Origin of the sequence: Oricola sp. (assembly GCF_022763245.1) — a bacterium.
Lineage (GTDB): Bacteria > Pseudomonadota > Alphaproteobacteria > Rhizobiales > Rhizobiaceae > Oricola.
The window spans coordinates 1-18,997 of the sequence record NZ_JALEGV010000043.1; the positions used below are offsets into that span (position 1 = coordinate 1).

16 protein-coding genes are annotated in these 18,997 nt (G+C 66.3%); 1 reads left to right on the forward strand and 15 read right to left on the reverse strand.

The features are described 5' to 3' along the window. The 10 genes from MRY80_RS25275 to chvE all read right to left on the reverse strand — a co-directional run. On the reverse strand, positions 1–791 hold a 791-nt coding region (locus tag MRY80_RS25275), incomplete at its 3' end, for an aldehyde dehydrogenase family protein (RefSeq protein WP_293294373.1). 10 nt (positions 792–801) lie between these two features. Then, complete coding sequence (locus tag MRY80_RS25280; RefSeq protein WP_293294916.1) at positions 802–1,710, reverse strand: SMP-30/gluconolactonase/LRE family protein; 909 nt, start codon at positions 1,708–1,710, stop codon at positions 802–804. Positions 1,711–1,730: 20 nt separating this feature from the next. After that, a complete protein-coding gene (locus tag MRY80_RS25285; RefSeq protein WP_293294375.1) occupies positions 1,731–2,648 on the reverse strand; it encodes a dihydrodipicolinate synthase family protein in 918 nt (305 codons plus the stop codon). A gap of 1 nt (position 2,649) precedes the next feature. Then, complete coding sequence (locus MRY80_RS25290; RefSeq protein ID WP_293294377.1) at positions 2,650–3,270, reverse strand: 2-dehydro-3-deoxy-6-phosphogalactonate aldolase; 621 nt, start codon at positions 3,268–3,270, stop codon at positions 2,650–2,652. Next, entirely contained in the window at positions 3,267–4,202 is a 936-nt protein-coding gene (locus tag MRY80_RS25295) for a 2-dehydro-3-deoxygalactonokinase (protein ID WP_293294379.1), read from the reverse strand. The genes MRY80_RS25290 and MRY80_RS25295 overlap by 4 nt, the downstream gene beginning before the upstream one ends. A gap of 7 nt (positions 4,203–4,209) precedes the next feature. Next, positions 4,210–5,154, reverse strand: a complete 945-nt coding sequence (locus MRY80_RS25300) for a Gfo/Idh/MocA family oxidoreductase (RefSeq protein ID WP_293294918.1) — start codon at positions 5,152–5,154, stop codon at positions 4,210–4,212. After that, positions 5,151–6,893: an L-arabinonate dehydratase gene (araD, locus tag MRY80_RS25305; protein WP_293294381.1), complete on the reverse strand. Its 1,743-nt coding sequence runs from the start codon at positions 6,891–6,893 to the stop codon at positions 5,151–5,153. The genes MRY80_RS25300 and araD overlap by 4 nt, the downstream gene beginning before the upstream one ends. A 36-nt stretch (positions 6,894–6,929) precedes the next feature. Next, complete coding sequence (gene mmsB, locus MRY80_RS25310; protein ID WP_293294383.1) at positions 6,930–8,177, reverse strand: multiple monosaccharide ABC transporter permease; 1,248 nt, start codon at positions 8,175–8,177, stop codon at positions 6,930–6,932. Positions 8,178–8,187: 10 nt separating this feature from the next. Beyond that, a complete protein-coding gene (mmsA, locus tag MRY80_RS25315; protein ID WP_293294920.1) occupies positions 8,188–9,705 on the reverse strand; it encodes a multiple monosaccharide ABC transporter ATP-binding protein in 1,518 nt (505 codons plus the stop codon). Positions 9,706–9,784: 79 nt separating this feature from the next. Then, positions 9,785–10,849, reverse strand: coding sequence for a multiple monosaccharide ABC transporter substrate-binding protein (chvE, locus tag MRY80_RS25320; protein ID WP_293294385.1), 1,065 nt, complete (start codon positions 10,847–10,849; stop codon positions 9,785–9,787). 156 nt (positions 10,850–11,005) lie between these two features. Here chvE and MRY80_RS25325 point away from each other — a divergent pair, with 156 nt between their 5' ends. Continuing rightward, on the forward strand, positions 11,006–11,938 hold the full coding sequence (locus MRY80_RS25325) for a LysR family transcriptional regulator (RefSeq protein WP_293294387.1): 933 nt from the start codon (positions 11,006–11,008) through the stop codon (positions 11,936–11,938). 205 nt (positions 11,939–12,143) lie between these two features. Here MRY80_RS25325 and MRY80_RS25330 read toward each other — a convergent pair whose 3' ends face one another. From MRY80_RS25330 to MRY80_RS25350, 5 genes are all read right to left on the reverse strand, one after another. Further along, positions 12,144–13,769 (reverse strand): TRAP transporter large permease subunit, encoded by a 1,626-nt coding sequence (locus tag MRY80_RS25330; protein ID WP_293294388.1) that lies wholly within the window; start codon positions 13,767–13,769, stop codon positions 12,144–12,146. A gap of 4 nt (positions 13,770–13,773) precedes the next feature. Continuing rightward, positions 13,774–14,469, reverse strand: a complete 696-nt coding sequence (locus MRY80_RS25335) for a TRAP transporter small permease (RefSeq protein ID WP_293294389.1) — start codon at positions 14,467–14,469, stop codon at positions 13,774–13,776. 88 nt (positions 14,470–14,557) lie between these two features. Then, positions 14,558–15,556, reverse strand: a complete 999-nt coding sequence (locus tag MRY80_RS25340) for a DctP family TRAP transporter solute-binding subunit (RefSeq protein ID WP_293294391.1) — start codon at positions 15,554–15,556, stop codon at positions 14,558–14,560. Positions 15,557–15,798: 242 nt separating this feature from the next. Next, positions 15,799–17,151 carry a sigma-54 dependent transcriptional regulator gene (locus MRY80_RS25345; RefSeq protein ID WP_293294393.1) on the reverse strand — a complete coding sequence of 451 codons (1,353 nt, stop codon included), beginning with the start codon at positions 17,149–17,151 and terminating at the stop codon, positions 15,799–15,801. A gap of 11 nt (positions 17,152–17,162) precedes the next feature. Continuing rightward, the gene (locus tag MRY80_RS25350) at positions 17,163–18,971 is read right to left on the reverse strand and encodes an ATP-binding protein (RefSeq protein ID WP_293294394.1); all 1,809 of its coding nucleotides are present in this window, start codon (positions 18,969–18,971) and stop codon (positions 17,163–17,165) included. Positions 18,972–18,997: the final 26 nt, after the last annotated feature.

The window sequence follows — 18,997 nt, forward strand, 5'->3', positions numbered from 1 at the left end:
ACCGAGCCAAGTTCGCCAAAGAAGGGGATCGGCTCGGGACGCGCGGCGCAGAGGTCGAACAGCGCGCGGCCGCCGGCCAGCGAGCCGGTGAAGCCGATGGCGCGGATCAGCGGATGGGTGACAAGCGCCTGGCCGGTCTCGCGCGTGCCGCCCTGGACGAGCGAGAAGACGCCCGGATGGATGCCGCATGCCTTGATCGCCGCGTCGATCGCCTGCGCGACGATCTCGCCGGTGCCGGGATGGGCCGAGTGTCCCTTCACCACGACGGGGCATCCGGCAGCGAGCGCGGCGGCGGTGTCGCCGCCAGCGGTCGAAAAGGCGAGCGGGAAATTCGACGCGCCGAAGACGGCAACAGGCCCGATCGGGCGCTGGACCATGCGCAGGTCCGGGCGCGGCAGCGGCTGACGGTCGGGCAGGGCTTCGTCATGGCGCCGGTCGAGATAGTTGCCGGCGCGGATGTGGCTGGCGAAGAGGCGCAACTGGCCCGTGGTGCGGCCGCGCTCGCCCTGCAGCCGGGCCTCCGGCAGGCCGGTTTCCGACGTGCCGATGGCGGTGATCGCATCGCCGCGCGCCTCGATCTCGTCGGCGATGGCTTCGAGAAAGGCCGCACGCTCCTCGCGGCTGGAATAGCCATAGGACCAGAAGGCCTCCTCGGCGGCAGTCACCGCGGCATCCACATGGGCCGGCATGCCGACCGCGAAGTCATGCGCCTCGCCAAAGGCCGGTTCCGATGAAAACGTGGCGTCGCCGGCGACCCAGTCGCCGCCAATCAGATGCTTTCCTGTCAGCATGTCGTGTCCTTCATGTCGTCTGTGCGGTTTCGGGCGAAAGGCGGAAGTCCGGATCGGCCCGGCCCTTGAAGTCGCCGTCGATGACGTAGGTGAAGCCGGCACCGGGATCGCATGCCCGCGCGGCGTCGTCGTAGCCCTGCCAGGCGGTGGTGACGAGCAGTCGGTCGAGCCTAGGGCCGACGAAGGCGGGGCAACTCGTCTGGGCGGCGTGAATTTCGAAGGTGCGGATCGGCCGTCCGTCCGGCGCGTATCCGGACACCGTCCCGCTTCCCCAGGCCGCGTTCCACAGATTGCCGTCGGCGTCGGTCACCGAGCCGTCGAAATGCCCGCCGAGCGGCAGGTCCTTTTCGGTGAGGAAGACCTCCGGCTCTCCGACGGGGCGCCCGGTCTCCACATCGACGCCGACGCGCCACACGGTGTTGACGGCGGTGTCGGCGAAATAGGCGGTGCGGCCGTCCGGCGAAAAGCAGATCGAATTCGGGATGGTGACCTTGCGGAACAGGGGCGTCACGGTGGTCCCGTCGAAGAGATAGATCGCGCCCGCCTGCCATTCGGCGTTCCTGCCCATCGTCCCGATCCACAGATTGCCCGATGGGTGGACGCGCCCGTCATTGGAGCGCGTGGCCGGATTGTCGGCTTCCAGCGGCGACAGCAGGGCGAGGCCGCCGTTCGATCTGGTCCGCAGGTAAAGCCCGTCCTCCATCGCCAGCAATTGGCGTTCATCGTCGATGCGGGCGACGACCGACGCCATGCGGGGCAGGCGATGCTCGATCGTTTCGGCAGACCCGAAGCGATGCTCCAGCAGCGTCCCGCCGACGATGTCGAACCACCATGCGGTGTCGGTGCCGGCATCGTAATGCGGCCCTTCGCCGAGTTCGCAGCATCCGGCGGGAAGCTTCTGTGTCGTCGCCCTCGTCATGGTCACGGCGCGGTCACCTGCTACTTGCCCCAGTTCAGTGCGAGCACGTCGAGATCGCGGGCAAGCGCCAGCAGGCGATCGCGCGTGCGCTGCGACATCGGTTTCAACGGGTGGCGGACATAGTCGCTGCCGATCACGCCGCCCTCCATGAAGACGGTCTTGGCCGCGCGCAGGCCGCATTGCCGGTTCTCGTGGTTGATCAGCGGAAGGCAGAGCTTCCACTGCGCCAGCGCAGCGTCGAGATCGCCGGCGCGGTAGTCCGTCACGATCGGCCGGATCTTGTCCGGGAACATCGCGGACGTCATGGTTCCGGTCGCGCCCGCGTCGAGGTCGGCCAGCAGCGTGACCGCCTCCTCGCCGTCGAAGGGACCGGCGATGTGGTCGCCCGCAACCTCGATCAGCGCCGCGAGCTTGTCGGCGGCAAAGGGGCACTCGATCTTGAAGTAGCTGACATTGTCCAGTTCGCGCGCCAGCCGCGCCAGCAGATCGACGGGCAGCGTCACGCCGGAGAGCGGCGCGTCCTGCACCATGATCGGAATGGAGATCGCGTCGCTGACCGCCTGGAAATGCTCGAAGATGCCCTGCGGCGCGGGAAACAGGCCCGACCCGTGATAGGGCGGCATCATCATCACCATCGAGGCGCCCATCGCCTCGGCATCCCTGGCGCGGGCGACGACGATGTCGGTCGAGAAATGGCTGATCGTAACGATGACCGGCACGCGGCCCGACGCATGTTCGAGGCTGAGGCGCATCAGGAGCGCGCGCTCGGCGTCGGAGAGCAGGAACTGCTCCGAATAGTTGGCGAGAATGCAGATTGCATCGACGCCCTGGTCGATCATGCAGTCGATGACCCGGCGCATGCCGTCCTCGTCGACCCGGCCGTCTTCGTGGAACGGCGTCGGCGCGACCGGCAGAATGCCTGCGAGTGCTTCTTTCATGTCATCCTCCTGCAATGCCTTCGAATGCCGCGTCATGGGCGGCGACCATGTCCCGTGCCCGGGCTGCAACCGTGGGGGCGTCGTCGCCGGGCTTGTAGAGCGCTCCGCCGATGCCGAATCCCGCCGCGCCCGCTCTTGCCCATTCGGCGCAATTGCCGGCCGAAATGCCGCCGACCGCATAGATCCCGACATCCTTCGGCAGGACGGCCTTGATCGCCTTCAGCCCGGCGGGCCCGGCGATCTCCGCCGGGAAGAGCTTGATGGCGCGCGCGCCGGCCTCGATGGCGGTGAAGCACTCGGTCGGCGTGAAGACGCCCGGCATGGAGACAAGGCCAAGCGAGAGCGTGCGTGAGATGACGTCCGTGTTGCAGTTCGGCGAGACGATCAGCCTGCCGCCGGCGGAGGACACGTCGTCCACCTGCTGCGGCGTCAGCACCGTACCGGCGCCGATCAGCGCGGCGTCGCCGAGATCGCGCGCCAGGATCTCGATGCTGGCGAGCGGCTGCGGGGAATTGAGCGGCACCTCGATCATGGTGATCCCGGCTTCCACCAGGGCGGCGCCGACCGCTGCGGCTTCGTCCGGCCGGATGCCACGCAGGATGGCGACGATCTTTCTCGTCATGACACGGCCTCGCCGATCAGTTTGCGGGCGACGGCAAGGCCCGCCAGCGTGATTTCTTCGGAATGCTCGCGAAAGCAGGTGCCGCCCAGCGCTTCGATCGCCGATGCATAGGCGTCGGCGAGACGGTCCGATCCGACGAGATGCACCGGATTGACGCGCCAGAGATCCTTCGTTGCCGCGAGTTCAGCGCCGATCAGCAGGCCTGACAGACGCGACCGCGCGGCCGCCGCGCCAAGCCCTTCGATGAGGGAGGACGCGCGGATGGAAAACAGTGCCGCGGTGAGGTCGAGCGGTCTGTCCTGGATGTCGCGCACCGCGCTTCGAAAGGCGTCGCGGTCCTCGTCCCGCGTGTCTGCCGAGAGGCGCAGGATGGAATGCTCGGCCATCACCGCGAAGAGTTCGCCGGTCATGAACGTCTTGAAGGAGGCGATCCGGCCTTTGCCGAGGCGCACCCACTTGCTGTGCGTTCCGGGCAGGCAGGCGACCGCCGTTTCGGCGCCGATGCGCGACGTCAGGCCGGCAAGCTGGGTTTCCTCTCCACGCATGACGTCGGCCGGCGACATCTGGCTGATGCCGGAAAGGATGCGCACGTCGAGGCGCTTGTCGCGCGTTTCGACGCGGATCATGCCGTCGCGGGCGAGCGGCGTGCAGGGTGCCTGCCTGTAGCCGGCTTCGGCCCATCCGGTCTTCGCGCCGGCCATGCCGCAGATCACGACCGGAATAGGCGCGCCTGAGCCGTGCGGCAGGAATTCGCCGACCAGGCGCAAGAGCGCGTCCTCGTAGCTGTCACGCGCCAGCGACCCCATGCCGTCCTGGGCGCTGCGCCGCGCCAAGATCGAGCCGTCGGCCGCGATCGCCCAGACGCGCAGCGACGAGGTGCCCCAGTCGACGGCGATCCAGTCGGGTCCGAGAATGGATGTCTGTGCGGTCACGTCCGGCTCAATCGTCGAACGGTTCGACCGTGACGCGCCGGCCCAGCAGGAACGCGTCGGCGACATGGGTCATGGGGGCGAGGTCCATGTCGATCTCGCCCGAGCGCACCAAAGCGGCCATCCGGGCATAGAGGCGCGGATATTCGCCCTGCAGCGGAGACCCGTCCTCGTCCGTCTCCGCCTGGATGGCGCCGTTGATGGAAAGCCGCGCCCCGCCGTCGGTGAGCGTCAGGGAGCCCGCGTCGGTCTCGACGTCGATCGTCCAGGTCTGGTCGCCCTCCTGGCGCCAGTCGAAGATCGCCGACATGTCGGCGCCGTGCGGATGCTTGAAGGTCAGCGACGCGGCGATCGGCGTGTCGCGGTTTTCCGGAAATTCCAGCGTCGCCGCGGTCAGGTGGACGGGGTCCGGCAGGATTTCGGTGACGATAGAAAGCGCGTTGATGCCGGGATCGAAGACGCCGAGCCCGCCGGCCTGCCAGATCCATTCCTGTCCCGGATGCCAGCGGCGCACGTCCTCCTTCCATGTCACTGCCAGCGAATGCAGGCGCTTGTCGCTTAGCCAGGCCTTCGCCTTGCCGACCTGGGCCGCCTCGCGCGAATGCCAGGTGGCGTAGATCGAGACGCCGGTCTCGCGCGCCATGGCTTCCAGCGCATGGCATTCGGCAAGCGTCGCGCCGGGCGGTTTCTCCAGCATCACATGCCGGCCTGCCTTCAAGGCCGCCGCCGCATAGTCGAAGCGCGGCACGGGCGGCAGGCAGAGCGACACCACGCCGATGTCCGGCCGCGCGTCGAGCAGCGACTGAAGATCGTCGAACGCCTCCACGCCGTCGACGCCGCCATGGCGCGAGACGGTGGCGGCCAGCTCCCACTCCGATGACGCGGCGAGCGACGGAACGTGCTGGTCCCGCGCGATCTTTCCGATGCCGACAAGGGCGATTTTCATGCTCATCAGTGCGAGTCCCGTCCTACCGGCGCTCCGCGGCAGCCTTTCAGAAAATCGAGGTCCGCGCCGGTGTCGGCGCCCTGCACATGCGCATGGTGGAGCCAGGCATATCCGGAGCCGGGCGTCTCGATCGGCGGGGACCATTGCCGCAGGCGTTCCGCCAGCTCCGCCTCGGAAATGTCGATGTGGAGCCGGCGTCCTGGAACGTCGAGCTCGATCATGTCGCCGTCCCGGACGACCGCGAGCGGGCCGCCGGTGGCGGCTTCGGGCGAGGTGTGCAGCACGACCGTGCCGTAGGCGGTGCCCGACATGCGCGCGTCGGAGATGCGGACCATGTCGGTGACGCCTGTCCTGAGCACCTTCGGCGGCAGGCCCATGTTTCCGACTTCCGCCATGCCCGGATAGCCCTTCGGGCCGCAATTCTTCAAGACGAGAACGCAGGTTTCGTCGACGTCGAGCGCGTCGTCGCCGATGCGCGCCTTGTAGTCGTCGATATCCTCGAAGACGACTGCGCGGCCGCGATGCTGCAACAGGTGCGCCGACGCCGCCGAGGGTTTGATCACCGCGCCGTTGGGCGCCAGATTGCCCTTCAGCACCGCGATGCCGCCCTGTTGCGTCAGCGCCTTGTCGACCGGCAGGATCACGTCCTCGTTGTGGTTGACGGCCTCCTTGACCTCGTCCCAGATCTTCTCGCCGGAGACCGTGATGGCATCCTTGTGCAGGAGCCCGGCGTCACCCAGCCGCTTCAGCACCACCGGCAGGCCGCCCGCATAGAAGAACTCTTCCATCAGATATTCGCCGGACGGCATCAGATTGACGATGGTGGCCACGTCGCGGCCGCAGCGGTCCCAGTCGTCGAGCGTCAGGTCGATGCCGACACGGCCGGCGATCGCCAGGAGATGGATGACCGCGTTGGTCGAGCCGCCGATCGCGCCATTGGTGCGGATGGCGTTCTCGAACGCCTCCTTCGACAGGATGTCGGAGGGTTTCAGGTCGTCCTTGACCATCTGCACGATGCGCCGTCCCGAGAGCTGCGCCATCATCCTGCGCCGGCTGTCGACGGCCGGGATGGCGGCGTTGCCCGAAAGCGCCATGCCGAGCGCCTCGGCCATCGAGGCCATGGAGGAGGCGGTGCCCATCGTGTTGCAGGTGCCCGAGGACCGCGACATCGAGGCTTCCGCCTCTAGGAACTCGTCGGGCGTCATCTCGCCGGCCTTCACCGCTTCGGAGAACTTCCAGAGATGGGTGCCCGAGCCGACGCGCTCGCCGCGGAAATAGCCGTTCAGCATCGGTCCGCCGGTCACCACGATCGACGGCAGGTCGGTGGAGGCCGCAGCCATCAACAGGCTCGGCGTGGTCTTGTCGCAGCCGACGAGCAGCACCGCGCCGTCGATCGGTTGGCCGCGCATCTGTTCCTCGATTGCGAGCGCGGCGAGATTGCGGAACATCATCGCCGTCGGGCGGAAGGTGTTTTCGGATGCCGAGAAGACCGGCACCTCGACGGGAAAGCCGCCGGCTTCCCAGATCCCGGCCTTCACCTTCTCGGCCAGTTCGCGCAGATGGCCGTTGCAGGGCGTCAGGTCGGACCAGGTGTTGAGGATGCCGATGATCGGCCGGCCGTCGAAAAGGTCGTGCGGATAGCCCTGGTTCTTCATCCAGCCGCGATGGTAGATCGCGTCGCGCCCGGTGCCGCCGTACCATTCCTGCGAACGCAGTCTGCGGGGCCATTTTGCAGGCTTGAAACTCATGACAATTCCTCGGGGGATGACGGGGTCTTCGGCCCGTCAGCCCTGTTTCTGCTTGTTGTAGACGTCGAAGATCACGGCAGCGAGCAGCACCAGGCCCTTGATCATCTGCTGATAGTCGATGCCGATGCCCATGATGGACATGCCGTTGTTGAGGACGCCCATCAGGAACGCGCCCACCACAGCGCCGACGATCGTGCCGACGCCGCCCGACATCGAGGCGCCGCCGATGAAGACGGCCGCGATGACGTCGAGCTCCAGCGCGAAGCCTGCCTTCGGCGTCGCCGTGTTGAGGCGCGCGGCGAAGACGAGACCGGCGGCCGCCGCCAGCAGCCCCATGTTCATGAAGGCGAGGAAAGTCAGCCGCTCGGTCTTGATGCCGGAGAGCTTGGCCGCCTTGGCATTGCCGCCGAGCGCGTAGACCCGGCGCCCGATGATCGTGTTCTGCGTCAGGAAGGCGTAGATGACCGTCAGCACGCCCATGGTGAGCAGCACGTTGGGCAGGCCGCGGAAGGTCGACAGCTTGTAGGTGATGAAGATGATCGCCGCCGCGACGATGGCGTTGCGGGCGATGAAGAAGCTGCGCGGCTCGTCGACGATCCCGTAGGCGCGGTTGCGGGCGCGCTGGCGCAGGCCGATCCAGACCAGTGCCCCTGCCGCGACCACGCCGGTGGCGAGCGCCAGCACGTTCACCTTCCGGACGTCGAAGATAGCGGCCAGGGTCGTGCCGATCCCCGACGGGAAGATGTCCGGCACGAAGCCGTTGGCGATGAGCTGAAATTCGCGCGGGAAGGGGCCGACCGACTGACCTTCGAGCAGCCACAGCGAGAGGCCGCGGAAGACCAGCATGCCGGCCAGCGTCACGATGAAGGACGGGATTTTCCAGTAGGCGATCCAGTAGCCCTGCGCCGCGCCGATCGCCGCGCCTGCGATCAGGCAGACGATCACTGTCACGATCATCGACTGGTCGAAATTGACGATCATCACCGCCGCCAAAGCGCCGATGAAGCCCATCACCGAGCCGACCGACAGGTCGATATTGCCGGAGACGATGACGACGAGCATGCCCAGCGCCATGATGATGATGTAGCTGTTCTGCAGCAAGAGGTTGGTGACGTTGACCGCGCGCAACAGCGTGCCGTCGGTCACCAGCTGGAAGAACACCATGATCGCGATCAGCGCGAACAGCAGCCCGTATTCGCGCAAATGGGAGGTGAGGTATTCGCGAATGCCCTTGCCCGATTGCGGGGCGGGTTCGGCGATGTCCTCGCTGTGCACCGTTGCCATGTCTGCCTCCCTATTTATTCACTATGAGCGACATGATCCGCTCCTGGCTCGCTTCCGCGGCGGTGAGTTCGCCCACGAGCGCGCCCTCGTTCATCACGTAGATCCGGTCGCACATGCCGATGAGTTCCGGCATCTCCGACGAGATCATGAGGACGGCTTTGCCCTGGTCGGCGAGCTCGTTGATGATCGTGTAGATTTCGTATTTCGCGCCGACGTCGATGCCCCGTGTCGGTTCGTCGAGGATCAGCACTTCCGGCATGGTGTTCAGCCACTTCGCCAGCACCACCTTCTGCTGGTTGCCGCCCGAAAGATTGACGACCTTCTGGAAGACGGACGGCGTGCGGATGGCGAGCGTGTCGCGGAATTTCTCGGCGACGCGCGTCTCCTCGTTGCGGTTGAGGACGCCGCCCGAGGACACCTCGTCGAGATTGGCCAATGTGGTGTTGAAGCGGATCGTCTCGTCCAGGACGAGCCCGAGCGACTTGCGGTCCTCGGTGACGTAGGAAATCCCGGCACCGATGGCGCGGTCGACGGTGCTGACATCGACAGGCTTTCCGTCCATGCGCACCTGGCCTGAAATGTTGCGCCCGTAGCTGCGGCCGAAGAGCGACATGGCGAGTTCGGTGCGGCCCGAGCCCATCAGGCCCGCGATGCCGACCACCTCGCCGCGCCGCACGGTGAAGGACGCGTCCTTGATCACCCGGCGCTCGGCATGTTCGGGGTGCCAGACGCTCCAGTCCTCGACCTCAAGCAGCGTTTCGCCGGGCTTGCGGTCATGGTCGGGGAAGCGGTGGGTCATGTCGCGGCCCACCATGTCGCGCACGATCCGGTCCTCGCTCAGCCCCTGCGACGCGTCGAGCGTCGAGACGGTGGTTCCGTCGCGGATCACGGTGACGGTGTCGGCCACGTAGCGGACTTCGCCGAGCTTGTGCGAGATGATGATGCAGGTGACGCCCTGCGCCTTCAGCTCTAGCATCAGGTCGAGCAGCTTGCGGCTGTCGTTTTCCTGCAGCGCGGCGGTCGGTTCGTCGAGGATCAGGAGCTTGACCTCCTTCGACAGCGCCTTGGCGATTTCCACCAGCTGCTGCTTGCCGACGCCGATGCTGTCGACCTTGGTGGTCGGTGGTTCCTTCAGCCCGACCTTGGCGAGGAGCGCCTCGGTGCGCCTGTTGGTCTCGTGCCAGTCGATCACGCCGCGATTGGCGCGCTCGTTGCCGAGAAAGATGTTCTCGGCGATGGAGAGCTGGGGCACGAGCGCCAGTTCCTGGTGAATGATGATGATGCCGCAAGCCTCGCTGTCGCGGATGTCGCGGAATGCGATCGGCTTGCCTTCGAAGACGATTTCGCCGTCATAGCTGCCGGCGGGATAGACGCCCGACAGGACCTTCATGAGGGTCGACTTGCCGGCGCCGTTCTCGCCGCAGACGGCGTGGATTTCACCCTGGCGGACGCTGATGCTGACCCGGTCGAGCGCCCGGACGCCGGGAAACTCCTTGGTGATCTCGCGCATTTCAAGAAGGGTGGTCATGTCGGCACGGGCCTTGTCTCGCACGGGGTTGGCTCCCCCCGCCGCCAGCGGCGGGAAGAGCCTGTTTTCGGCGAGGTTCCTACTTGATCTGGTCCATCGTGTAGTAACCGCTTCCGATCAGGATATCTTCCCAGTTGGAAGCGTCGACGGACACCGGCTCCAGCAGGTAGGAGGGCACCACCTTGACGCCATTGTCGTAGGTGGAGGTGTCGTTGATCTCGGGCTCGCCGCCCTGCAGCAGGGCGTCGACCATGCCCACGGTGACGCGTGCCAGTTCGCGGGTGTCCTTGAAGACGGTCGAATACTGCTCGCCGGCAAGGATCGACTTGACGGAGGGCACCTCGGCGTCCTGGCCGGTGACGATCGGCATCTTCAGGTCGCCGGACCCGTAGCCCACGCCCTTCAGCGAGGAGAGGATGCCGATGGACAGGCCGTCATAGGGCGAAAGCACGCCGTGGACCTGCTTGTCGGTGTAGTGAGCCGACAGGAGGTTATCCATGCGCGCCTGCGCGACCGCGCCGTCCCAGCGCAGCGTGCCGACCGTGTCCATGCCCATCTGGCCGGACACGATATTGACCGTGCCCGCGTCGATCAGCGGCTGCAGCACGCTCATCGCGCCGTTGTAGAAGAAGTAGGCGTTGTTGTCGTCCGGCGAGCCGCCGAAGAGCTCGACATTGTAGGGGCCGTCGCCGAAACGCGCCTTCAGGCCGTCGACCAGCGAGGTCGCCTGCTGAACGCCGACCTTGAAGTTGTCGAAGGTCGCGTAATAGTCGACGTCGCCGCTGTCGCGGATCAGCCGGTCATAGGCGATGATCTTGATGCCGGACGCGGCGGCGTTTTCCAGCGCGTTGGACAGCGTGGTGCCGTCGATGGCGGCGATCACGAGGACGTCGACGCCCTTGGTGATCATGTTCTCGATCTGCGCCAGCTGGTTGGGGATGTCGTCTTCGGCATATTGCAGGTCGGTCGTGTAACCCGACGCCTCGAACTGCTCCACCATGGAATTGCCGTCGGAGATCCAGCGCGCCGACGATTTCGTCGGCATCGCGATGCCGACAGTGCCCTTGTCCTGTGCAGCAGCCGGCATGGCCGCGATACCAACGCCAAAGGCAAGCGCGGTCGCCAGGGAAATCAGTTTCCTCATGAGGTCCTCCCAGAGATTTCAAACAGTCGCCGCCGGTTCCTCCAAACGGCGACACTTGATGAGCCTTTGCAGGCCGACGCGAACGGTAGGGGCTTCCCGTGTTGCACTTCAATTAATTAGATTGACAATCTGCATGCCATTTTTGATATGCAGATCATGATCAATCTGGCCAACCGGTTGCAGTTGAAGGATTTCCGCCTGATCCAGGCGATCGCGGAAACCGGCCAGCTCGCGCTTGCGGCCGAGCGCATGTCGATGACCCAGCCCGCCGCCTCGCGCATTCTCTCCAATGTGGAGCGCGAGATCGGCGTTCCGCTGTTCGCCCGCCATCCCAAGGGCATGACGCCGACGCCGATCGGCGAGACACTGGCGCGCAACGCAAACAGCCTGCTGCGCTGCCTGGAACAGACGGTTCAGGAGACCGAGTCGGCGATTTCCGGCCGCGCCGGTTCGGTGCGCGTCGGTTCGGTCACCGGCGGCGCGGTCGGCTTCGTCGTTCCGGCCGTCCGCAAGCTGAAGGAAACCGCGGTCGGCGCCGACATCCATGTCGATGTCGCGCCCAGCGACGTGCTGATCGCCGGCCTGTTGCGCGGCGACTATGACTTCGTGCTGTCGCGCATTCCGCCGGGCATGGATGCGCGCCAGTTCGCCGTGCGCCGCGGACGCGTCGAGGTCGTGCGGTTCCTGGTGCGCCGCGAACATCCGCTGGTCGGGCGCACGCCGCTCGAGCCGGAGGATCTCGTCGGCTTCGAATGGGTCATCCAGGCGCCCCACACGCCGATGCGCCAGGCCGTCGAAGAGGCGTTCCTGTCCCAAGGCATCCAGCTGCCGAGCGAAACCGTCAACACGACGTCCCTGCTTGTGATGATCGCCTATCTCGCCTCGACCGACGCCATCGCCCCGGCGTCGCGCGAGGTCGCGGGGCTGGTCGCCTCGGAGGACGGGCGGGACCGGCTCGTGGCGCTCGAACTCGACGAGCCGATCATCATCAATCCCTATCACCTGATCACGCTGCGCAACCAGGTCATGAGCCCGCTGGCGATCCGCCTTCGCGACCTCGTCTATGAGGGCCTTTCAAACCCCAAATAGCGTGCGCCCTATCCGCGTCGCCCGCTCCGCGCGTTCTGCCGGGTCCGTGCCCTGCGCGGCAGCACCGCCGACCTGTCGAGTCGCGGATCTCGCGACTGATCTTCACGTTTTCGGCAGGGCGACCGTCCGTCGCCTTTCGCACCAAACCAAAAGGGCCGGAAAATTCCGGCCCCAGAGGTTTGCGATTCGGTGACGTGAGCGCTGGCTATCGCGTCACGATCTCCGGTCCCATCAGCGCATAGGGCAGGGCGGTCGACAGCACCGGCACATAGGTGACCAGCACCAGGAAGACGAGCAGCACGGCCACGAAGGGCGCCGCGGCCCGCACGACCTGCACCAGGCTCATCCCCGTAATGCCGGACGTGACGAACAGGTTCAGCCCGATCGGCGGCGTGATCATGCCGATCTCCATGTTGACGACCATGATGATGCCGAGATGGATCGGATCGACGCCCAGCTCCATGGCGATCGGGAAGACGACCGGCGCGACGATCAGCAACAGGCCCGACGGCTCCATGAACTGGCCGCCCAGGAGAAGCAGGATGTTGACCGCGATCAGGAAGGTGAACCAGGTGAAGCCCGCATCGACCATCAGCGCGGTGATCGCCTGCGGAATGCGTTCCGCCGTCAGCACATGCGCGAACAGGAGCGCGTTCACGATGATGAACATCAGCATGATGATCGTCTTGGAGGAATCGACCATCACCTTGCGCGTGTCGGCATGCACGAAGGCCGGCAGGAAATTGCGGCCGATCATCGCGATGTTGCGGCCCCAGACCGGCAGCCCGGCCGCCAGGAAGCGCGGCAGGTTCGCCGGATTGGAGGCCGGATCGCGCCAGATCGCATAGGCGATCATGACGGCGACCGACAGCGCCAGGCCGACCCAGGCACGTCCCGACGCGGTGACGTTCTCCCAGTCCGCCGTGACGAAGAAGGACAGCACCATCCACACGAAGAAGAAGGCCAGCGCATAGACCGTCGCGGAAAAGCCGATATGGGCCGGCGTGCCGCGCGCGTCTTCCTCGCGCAGCCAGCGGCGGCCGGCCATCGGGCCCATGTCGCGATAGACGAAGACGGCGATGAAGAAGGCGTAGACGGCGGCCACGGCGGCGGCCTCCGTCGGCGTGAAGACGCCGCCATAGATGCCGCCGATGATGATGACGATGAGGAAGAGGCCCCAGCCGGCTTCCTTGCCGCCGTTCAGCAGTTCGCCGACGCCCTTCCACTCTTCGGCCGGCAGGTTGCGCCGGCGCGCGATGACATAGATGGCCGCCATCAGCATCAGGCCCGCGACCGCGCCGGGGATCACGCCGGCCAGGAACATCCGCCCGACGGACACGTTCGTCGCCGCCGCATAGACCACCATGACGATGGAGGGCGGGATCAGGATGCCGAGCGTGCCGGCATTGGCGATCACGCCGGCCGCGAATTCCTTGGTGTAGCCGACCTGGCGCATGCCGGCGATGGCGATGGTGCCGATCGCAACGACGGTGGCCGGCGAGGAGCCGGAGAGCGCCGCGAACATCATGCAGGCCAGCACCGAGGCCATGGCGAGGCCGCCGCGGAAATGGCCGACCGTGGCGATGGAAAAGCGGATGATGCGCTTCGCCACGCCGCCCGTCGACATGAAGGCCGAGGCGAGCACGAAGAAGGGAATGGCCAGCAGCGTGTAGTTCTGCGAGGCGGTGAACAGCTGCTGCGCCACCGACGACATGGAATCGTTGGAGAAGAACGCGATCGTGATGATCGACGACAATCCGAGCGACACCGCGACGGGAACGCCGAGGAACAGGAGCGCGAGGACGAGAACGAACAGAATGACGGTTTCCATGGCCTCAGTCCCGCAAGATGTCTTTGTTTTCGGCGACGAGCTCTTCGGCCTCGTGACCGGCGATGATCAGTTCGCGCTCGCCGCGGGCGATCGCGATAACCGCCTGCAGGCTGCGGAAGGCCAGCAGCGCGAGACCGATCGGCAGCATCAGATACGCCACCCAGCGCTGCACGCGCTCCTGCAGGCCGAACGTGTCCTGCATCCAGACCGGGTAGCGCAGATCGTCGAGGCCGATCCCCGCGCCATACATCAGCGTCCAGTAGCCGAGCGCGCCGGACTGCCGGTAGCTGGTGATGTCCTTGCCGCCGAAGAAGGCGAGCCAGCCTGCGTGCAGCAGGATCATCGCGTAGAGGAAGCAGCAGATCGCGCCGAACAGGGCGGCGGCGTGAAAGAGCGGCTTCGGAAAGGTGCGGATGAGCGCGTCGACGCCCAGATGCATGCCGTGCTTCACGCCGTAGGACATGCCGAACAGGATCAGCCACGCGAACAGGATGCGGGTCAGTTCGAGCGCGCCGCCCCACCCCGTGTTGAAGCCGTAACGCGCGATCACCTGGGTGAACGACACGAAGGTGATCGCGGCCAGAAGGATCGCGATGAAGTTCTCTTCGAGCGCGTTGATCAGGGCGCTGTTCCAGCGCTCCGCGAGAAACAAGATGACAACGAGCGCCACAAGCAGAACTGCGGGCCAGAAAACTTCCATGATATCTCCCCCTTAACCCCCGCGGCGGTGACGGCCCGCCGTTAGCGTGGGGCCGGCGAACATGGTCCGCCGGCCCGCAAAGTCGTGATCAGGAACCGTTGGACGCTACGGCCGCGTCGATCAGGTCGGTGCCGATGTCGCCTTCGAACTGCTCCCAGACGGGCTTCATGACGGCAACCCACTCGGCGCGCTGCTCGGCCGTCAGCTCGCGCACGGTCGCGCCGGCGTCGATGATGTTCTGACGGTTGGCGGCTTCCTTCTCGGCGACCTGGGCGTTGGCGGTCCGGGTCACGTCTTCGACGATCGACAGGAACTGGTCGCGCACGCCGTCATCGAGACCGGCAAGCCAGTCGGTCGAGGTGACGAGCAGGTAAGCCAGAAGCTGGTGGTTGGTCTCGGTGATGCCGTCCTGCACCTCGAAGAACTTCTGGGTGTAGATGTTGGACCAGGAGTTTTCCTGACCGTCGACGACGCCGGTCTGCAGCGCGCCGTAGACTTCCTTGAAGGCCAGCTTCTGGGCCGAACCGCCCATCGCCTCGATCATCGCCTCGGCGACGTCGGAGGTCTGGATGCGGAACTTCAGGCCGTTGGCGTCGGCGGGAACGAGCAGCGGCTTGTTGGCCGAGAACTGCTTGAGGCCGGACGACCAGTAGCCGAGGCCGGTGTAGCCGTTCGGCTCGGTGACCTTGAGCAGGCCCTTGCCGGCGTCGGAATCGGCGAAGGCCGCGACCGCGTCGAGCGACGAGAACAGGAACGGCAGGTCGAAGAGGCGGTATTTCTTGGTGTAGGCCTCGAACTTCGACAGCGACGGCGCGGCGAGCTGGACGTCGCCGAGCAGCAGGGCTTCCATCACCTTGTCGTCGTCATAGAGCGTGGAGTTCGCGAAGACCTCCATGCAGGCGGTGCCGTTCATCTCGTCGTTGACGCGTTCCGCCAGCATCGTCGCGGCGTCGCCCTTCGGGTGGCCGGTGGCCGCCACGACGTGGCTGAACTTGATGACCATTTCGCCGTCGTCGCAATTGGCGAGCGCCTGGGATGCGGTCAGCGAAATGGCGAGCGCCGAAACGGCGCCGAGAAGCTTCTTCATGAGTGTACCTCCACTTTGGGGCTTATTCCCCGTTTCTCACGACACAGGGAGATCGCGGCCGCGAACCGGCTCGATGCGGCGGGGCCGCGCTCCTCCCTCAAAAGGCGTCGATACCTTTCGCTCGCAACGGTTGCACGCCGCGTGCCACATTGCGAATGTCAGGAATTCCGGGGCTTTTTGCGTCTCAAGCGGGGCGCGATGGGTAGAAACGTACCCATTGCGGCAGGTCGATGTTACGATTCCTACCCGTCGTCGCCGTCCACGACGATGCCGTGTTTCTGCATCTTGTCGTAGAGGCCTTTGCGCGAGATGCCGAGCGACGTGTAGACGTCCTTCAGCCGCCCGCCGGCCTTGCGGATTTCCGCCTCGATGACGGCTCTCTCGAAAGCGGCCAGGCGATCGGACAACGGCCCCGCGAAGTCCTCGCCGGAGCGCGACGTGCCGCTGTCGAACCCGTTCCACAGGCCGAGCACCCAGCGGTCGGCGATGTTGCGCAATTCGCGCACATTGCCGGGCCAGTGGTGATCGACGAGCTGCCGCTCGAGAAGCGGCGTGAATTCGGGAATGTCGCGCCGGTAGCGGGCGCGGGCCTGGCGGGCGAGATATTCGAACAGCAGCGGAATGTCCTCGCGCCGCTCCCGCAGCGGCGGGATGGTCAGCGTCACGACGTTCAGGCGGTAATAGAGATCGGCCCTGAACCGTCCGGCCTTCGCTTCGTCGGAGAGGTCGGACTTGGTTGCCGCGACGAAGCGCACGTCGAGCGGAATGCGCTTGTTGGAGCCGAGCCGCTCGATGGCGCGCTCCTCGATCGCGCGCAAGAGCTTGGCCTGCAGGTCGAGCGGCATGGATTCGATCTCGTCGAGAAAGACCGTGCCGCCATTGGCATGCTCGAGCTTGCCGATGCGCTGCTTCGACGCGCCGGTGAAGGCCCCCGCCTCGTGGCCGAAGAGTTCGGACTCGAAGATGTCTGGCGGCAGCGCGGCGCAATTGAGCGCGACGAAGCCGGCCGATGCGCGCGGCGAGAAATCATGCAGCGCCCGGGCCGCGACCTCCTTGCCGGCGCCGGTTTCGCCGATCACGATGACGTCGGCGCCGGTGCCGGCGACCAGCTCGATCTCGCTGCGCAGCGCGCCGATGGCCGGCGAACGGCCGACGATGCGCTCGGCGATCCCGCTGACGGAATCGAGTTCCGAACGCAGGATGCGGTTTTCAAGGACGAGGCGGCGTTTCTCCAGCGCGCGTCGCGTGACGGCGCCGAGGTCCTGCACGCTGAACGGTTTGGGGATGAAGTCGTAGGCGCCCTCCCGCATGGCGTCGACGGCAAGCTGGATGTCGCCATGGCCGGTCACCAGGATCACCGGAATGGCGGCGTCGATGTCGAGGACCTTGGCCATGAACTGCATGCCGTCCATGCCCGGCATGCGGATGTCGCTGACGATGGCGCCGGCGAAATCGCGGCCGATCGCCTCCAGCGCGTCCGGCGGACGCTTGAAGTCGACGACGTCGAGATCGTCCAGTTCCAGGCCCTGCTTCAGGGCGTGACGCAGGTCGTCATCGTCGTCGATCAGGATGATGTCGGGTCCGGTTGCGGTCACGATATCCGTTCTTACTCTGCGGCCCGGGCCTGATAGCCCTCGGCCGGAAGGTCGATGATGAAGCAGGCGCCCGACGGCCCGTCCTTGTCGTCCAGGCGGATCGAGCCTTCCAGATCGCGCACGACGCTGTCAACGATCGACAGGCCGAGGCCGAGGCCGGCGCCGACCGGCTTGGTGGTGAAGAACGGGTCGAACACCTTCTCGCGCAGCTCCGGTCCGATGCCCGGCCCGTTGTCGGCGATCCTGATCTTGATCCGGCCGTCGTCGTCCCACGCCGCGATCTCGATGCGCGCGCCGTCGGGCGCATGGCCGTTCTCGCCGGACAGCGCGTCGACCGCGTTGCTGACGAGGTTGACGATCACCTGCGAAAGCCGGATCGGGCCGGTATGGGCGATCAGGCCGCTCGGGACGTCCACCGCGATCGCGACGCCCGCCTTCTTCGCCTTGCGGCCGACGAGGAGCAGCGCCTCCGACACGACGGTGTCGATCGCGGCCGGCGCGAGCTGCGTTCCGGGCTTGCGCGAGAAGGCGAGCAGCGTCTTGGAGAGCTGGCTCATCCGGTCGACCATCTGGGCGATGCGCGCCAGCACGTCCGGCACGCGGTCCGTCTTGCCGCGCTCCAGCATCCGGGCGGCGTTGTCGGCATAGGTGCGGATGGCGGCGAGCGGCTGGTTGTATTCATGGCTCAGCGTCGCCGACATCTGGCCGATCACGGCGAGCTTGGCCGCATGCACGAGTTCGCCCTGCGTCTCGCGCAATTGCGTCTCGGTCAGGCGGCGCGCCTCGTTTTCCTGGCGAAGGGCGGCGTTGACCTCGGAGAGTTCGGCGGTCCGGTCGCGCACCAGCCGTTCCAGCCGGATGCTCTGCGCCTTCTCGCGGCGCGTCCGCGTCACCGCCATCTCGCGGCGCCAGACGAAGAGCAGCGAAATCAGCCCGACGAGAAGCACCGTCGAGGCGGCGATCCAGGTCGCGTTGCGCCGCGCGGTCGCCACGGGCCTGGCGTCGATCAGGGTGTGGATCGTCCATCCCAGATTCGGAAGCGTTCGCGCCGCCTCCACGAACAGCGTGTTGCCGCGCTCGGGCACGCGAATGAGCTCGCGCGCCGGAAACGAAAGAGGTTCGACACCATTCGCCGCCGACGACACCACCCAAGCCCTCCCCACCCAATCGGGCTGGTTGGAGAGGAATACGAACTGCTGCGCGTCGGTGACGAAGATTGGATGGCTCGACAGCGACCAGTTGGCTTCGATCGCCCAGAAGGGGACTAGTACGATGATCATGCCGATATTGGCGTCGGTGGTCGCGCCGGAGATGAAGGAGGCGAACGCATAGGCGCGCGTTCCGTCGGGAAGCATCAGGGCGGCGCGGCCGAGGCGGCGCTGCGAGACCGTTTCGGGCAATCTGGATGCGACGATGGCATCGGTCTCGATGAGACCGCGGGCCGAGACCAGAACCCGGCCGGACATGTCGGCGATCGCGATGTCGCGCGCGCCCGACGAGGCGGCAACGCTTGGCAGCAGGTCACGCATGGCGTCGGCCTGTTGGCGGAGCGATCCGCCGTCGAACGCGGCGCGGCTCTCCACGTGGCGGCCGAGCAGGGCCGGGATAAGTCGATATTTCTCCATGACGCCGGTCAGCGCCTCGGCCTGCAGGACGAGGCTCTCATGTGCCGTGGCTTCAAGTTCGGCGCGGGCGCGGGCCGTCGACCACGTCCAGGCAAGCCAGACCGCGCCGACAAGACTTGCCGCGGTGACGGCGATCACCACCACCGTCGCCAGCCGAAAACGTCTCCTGATCTGCGTGCCGCTCGTCGTCGCCATTTCGAATTACTACAGGTGTCGGGTAT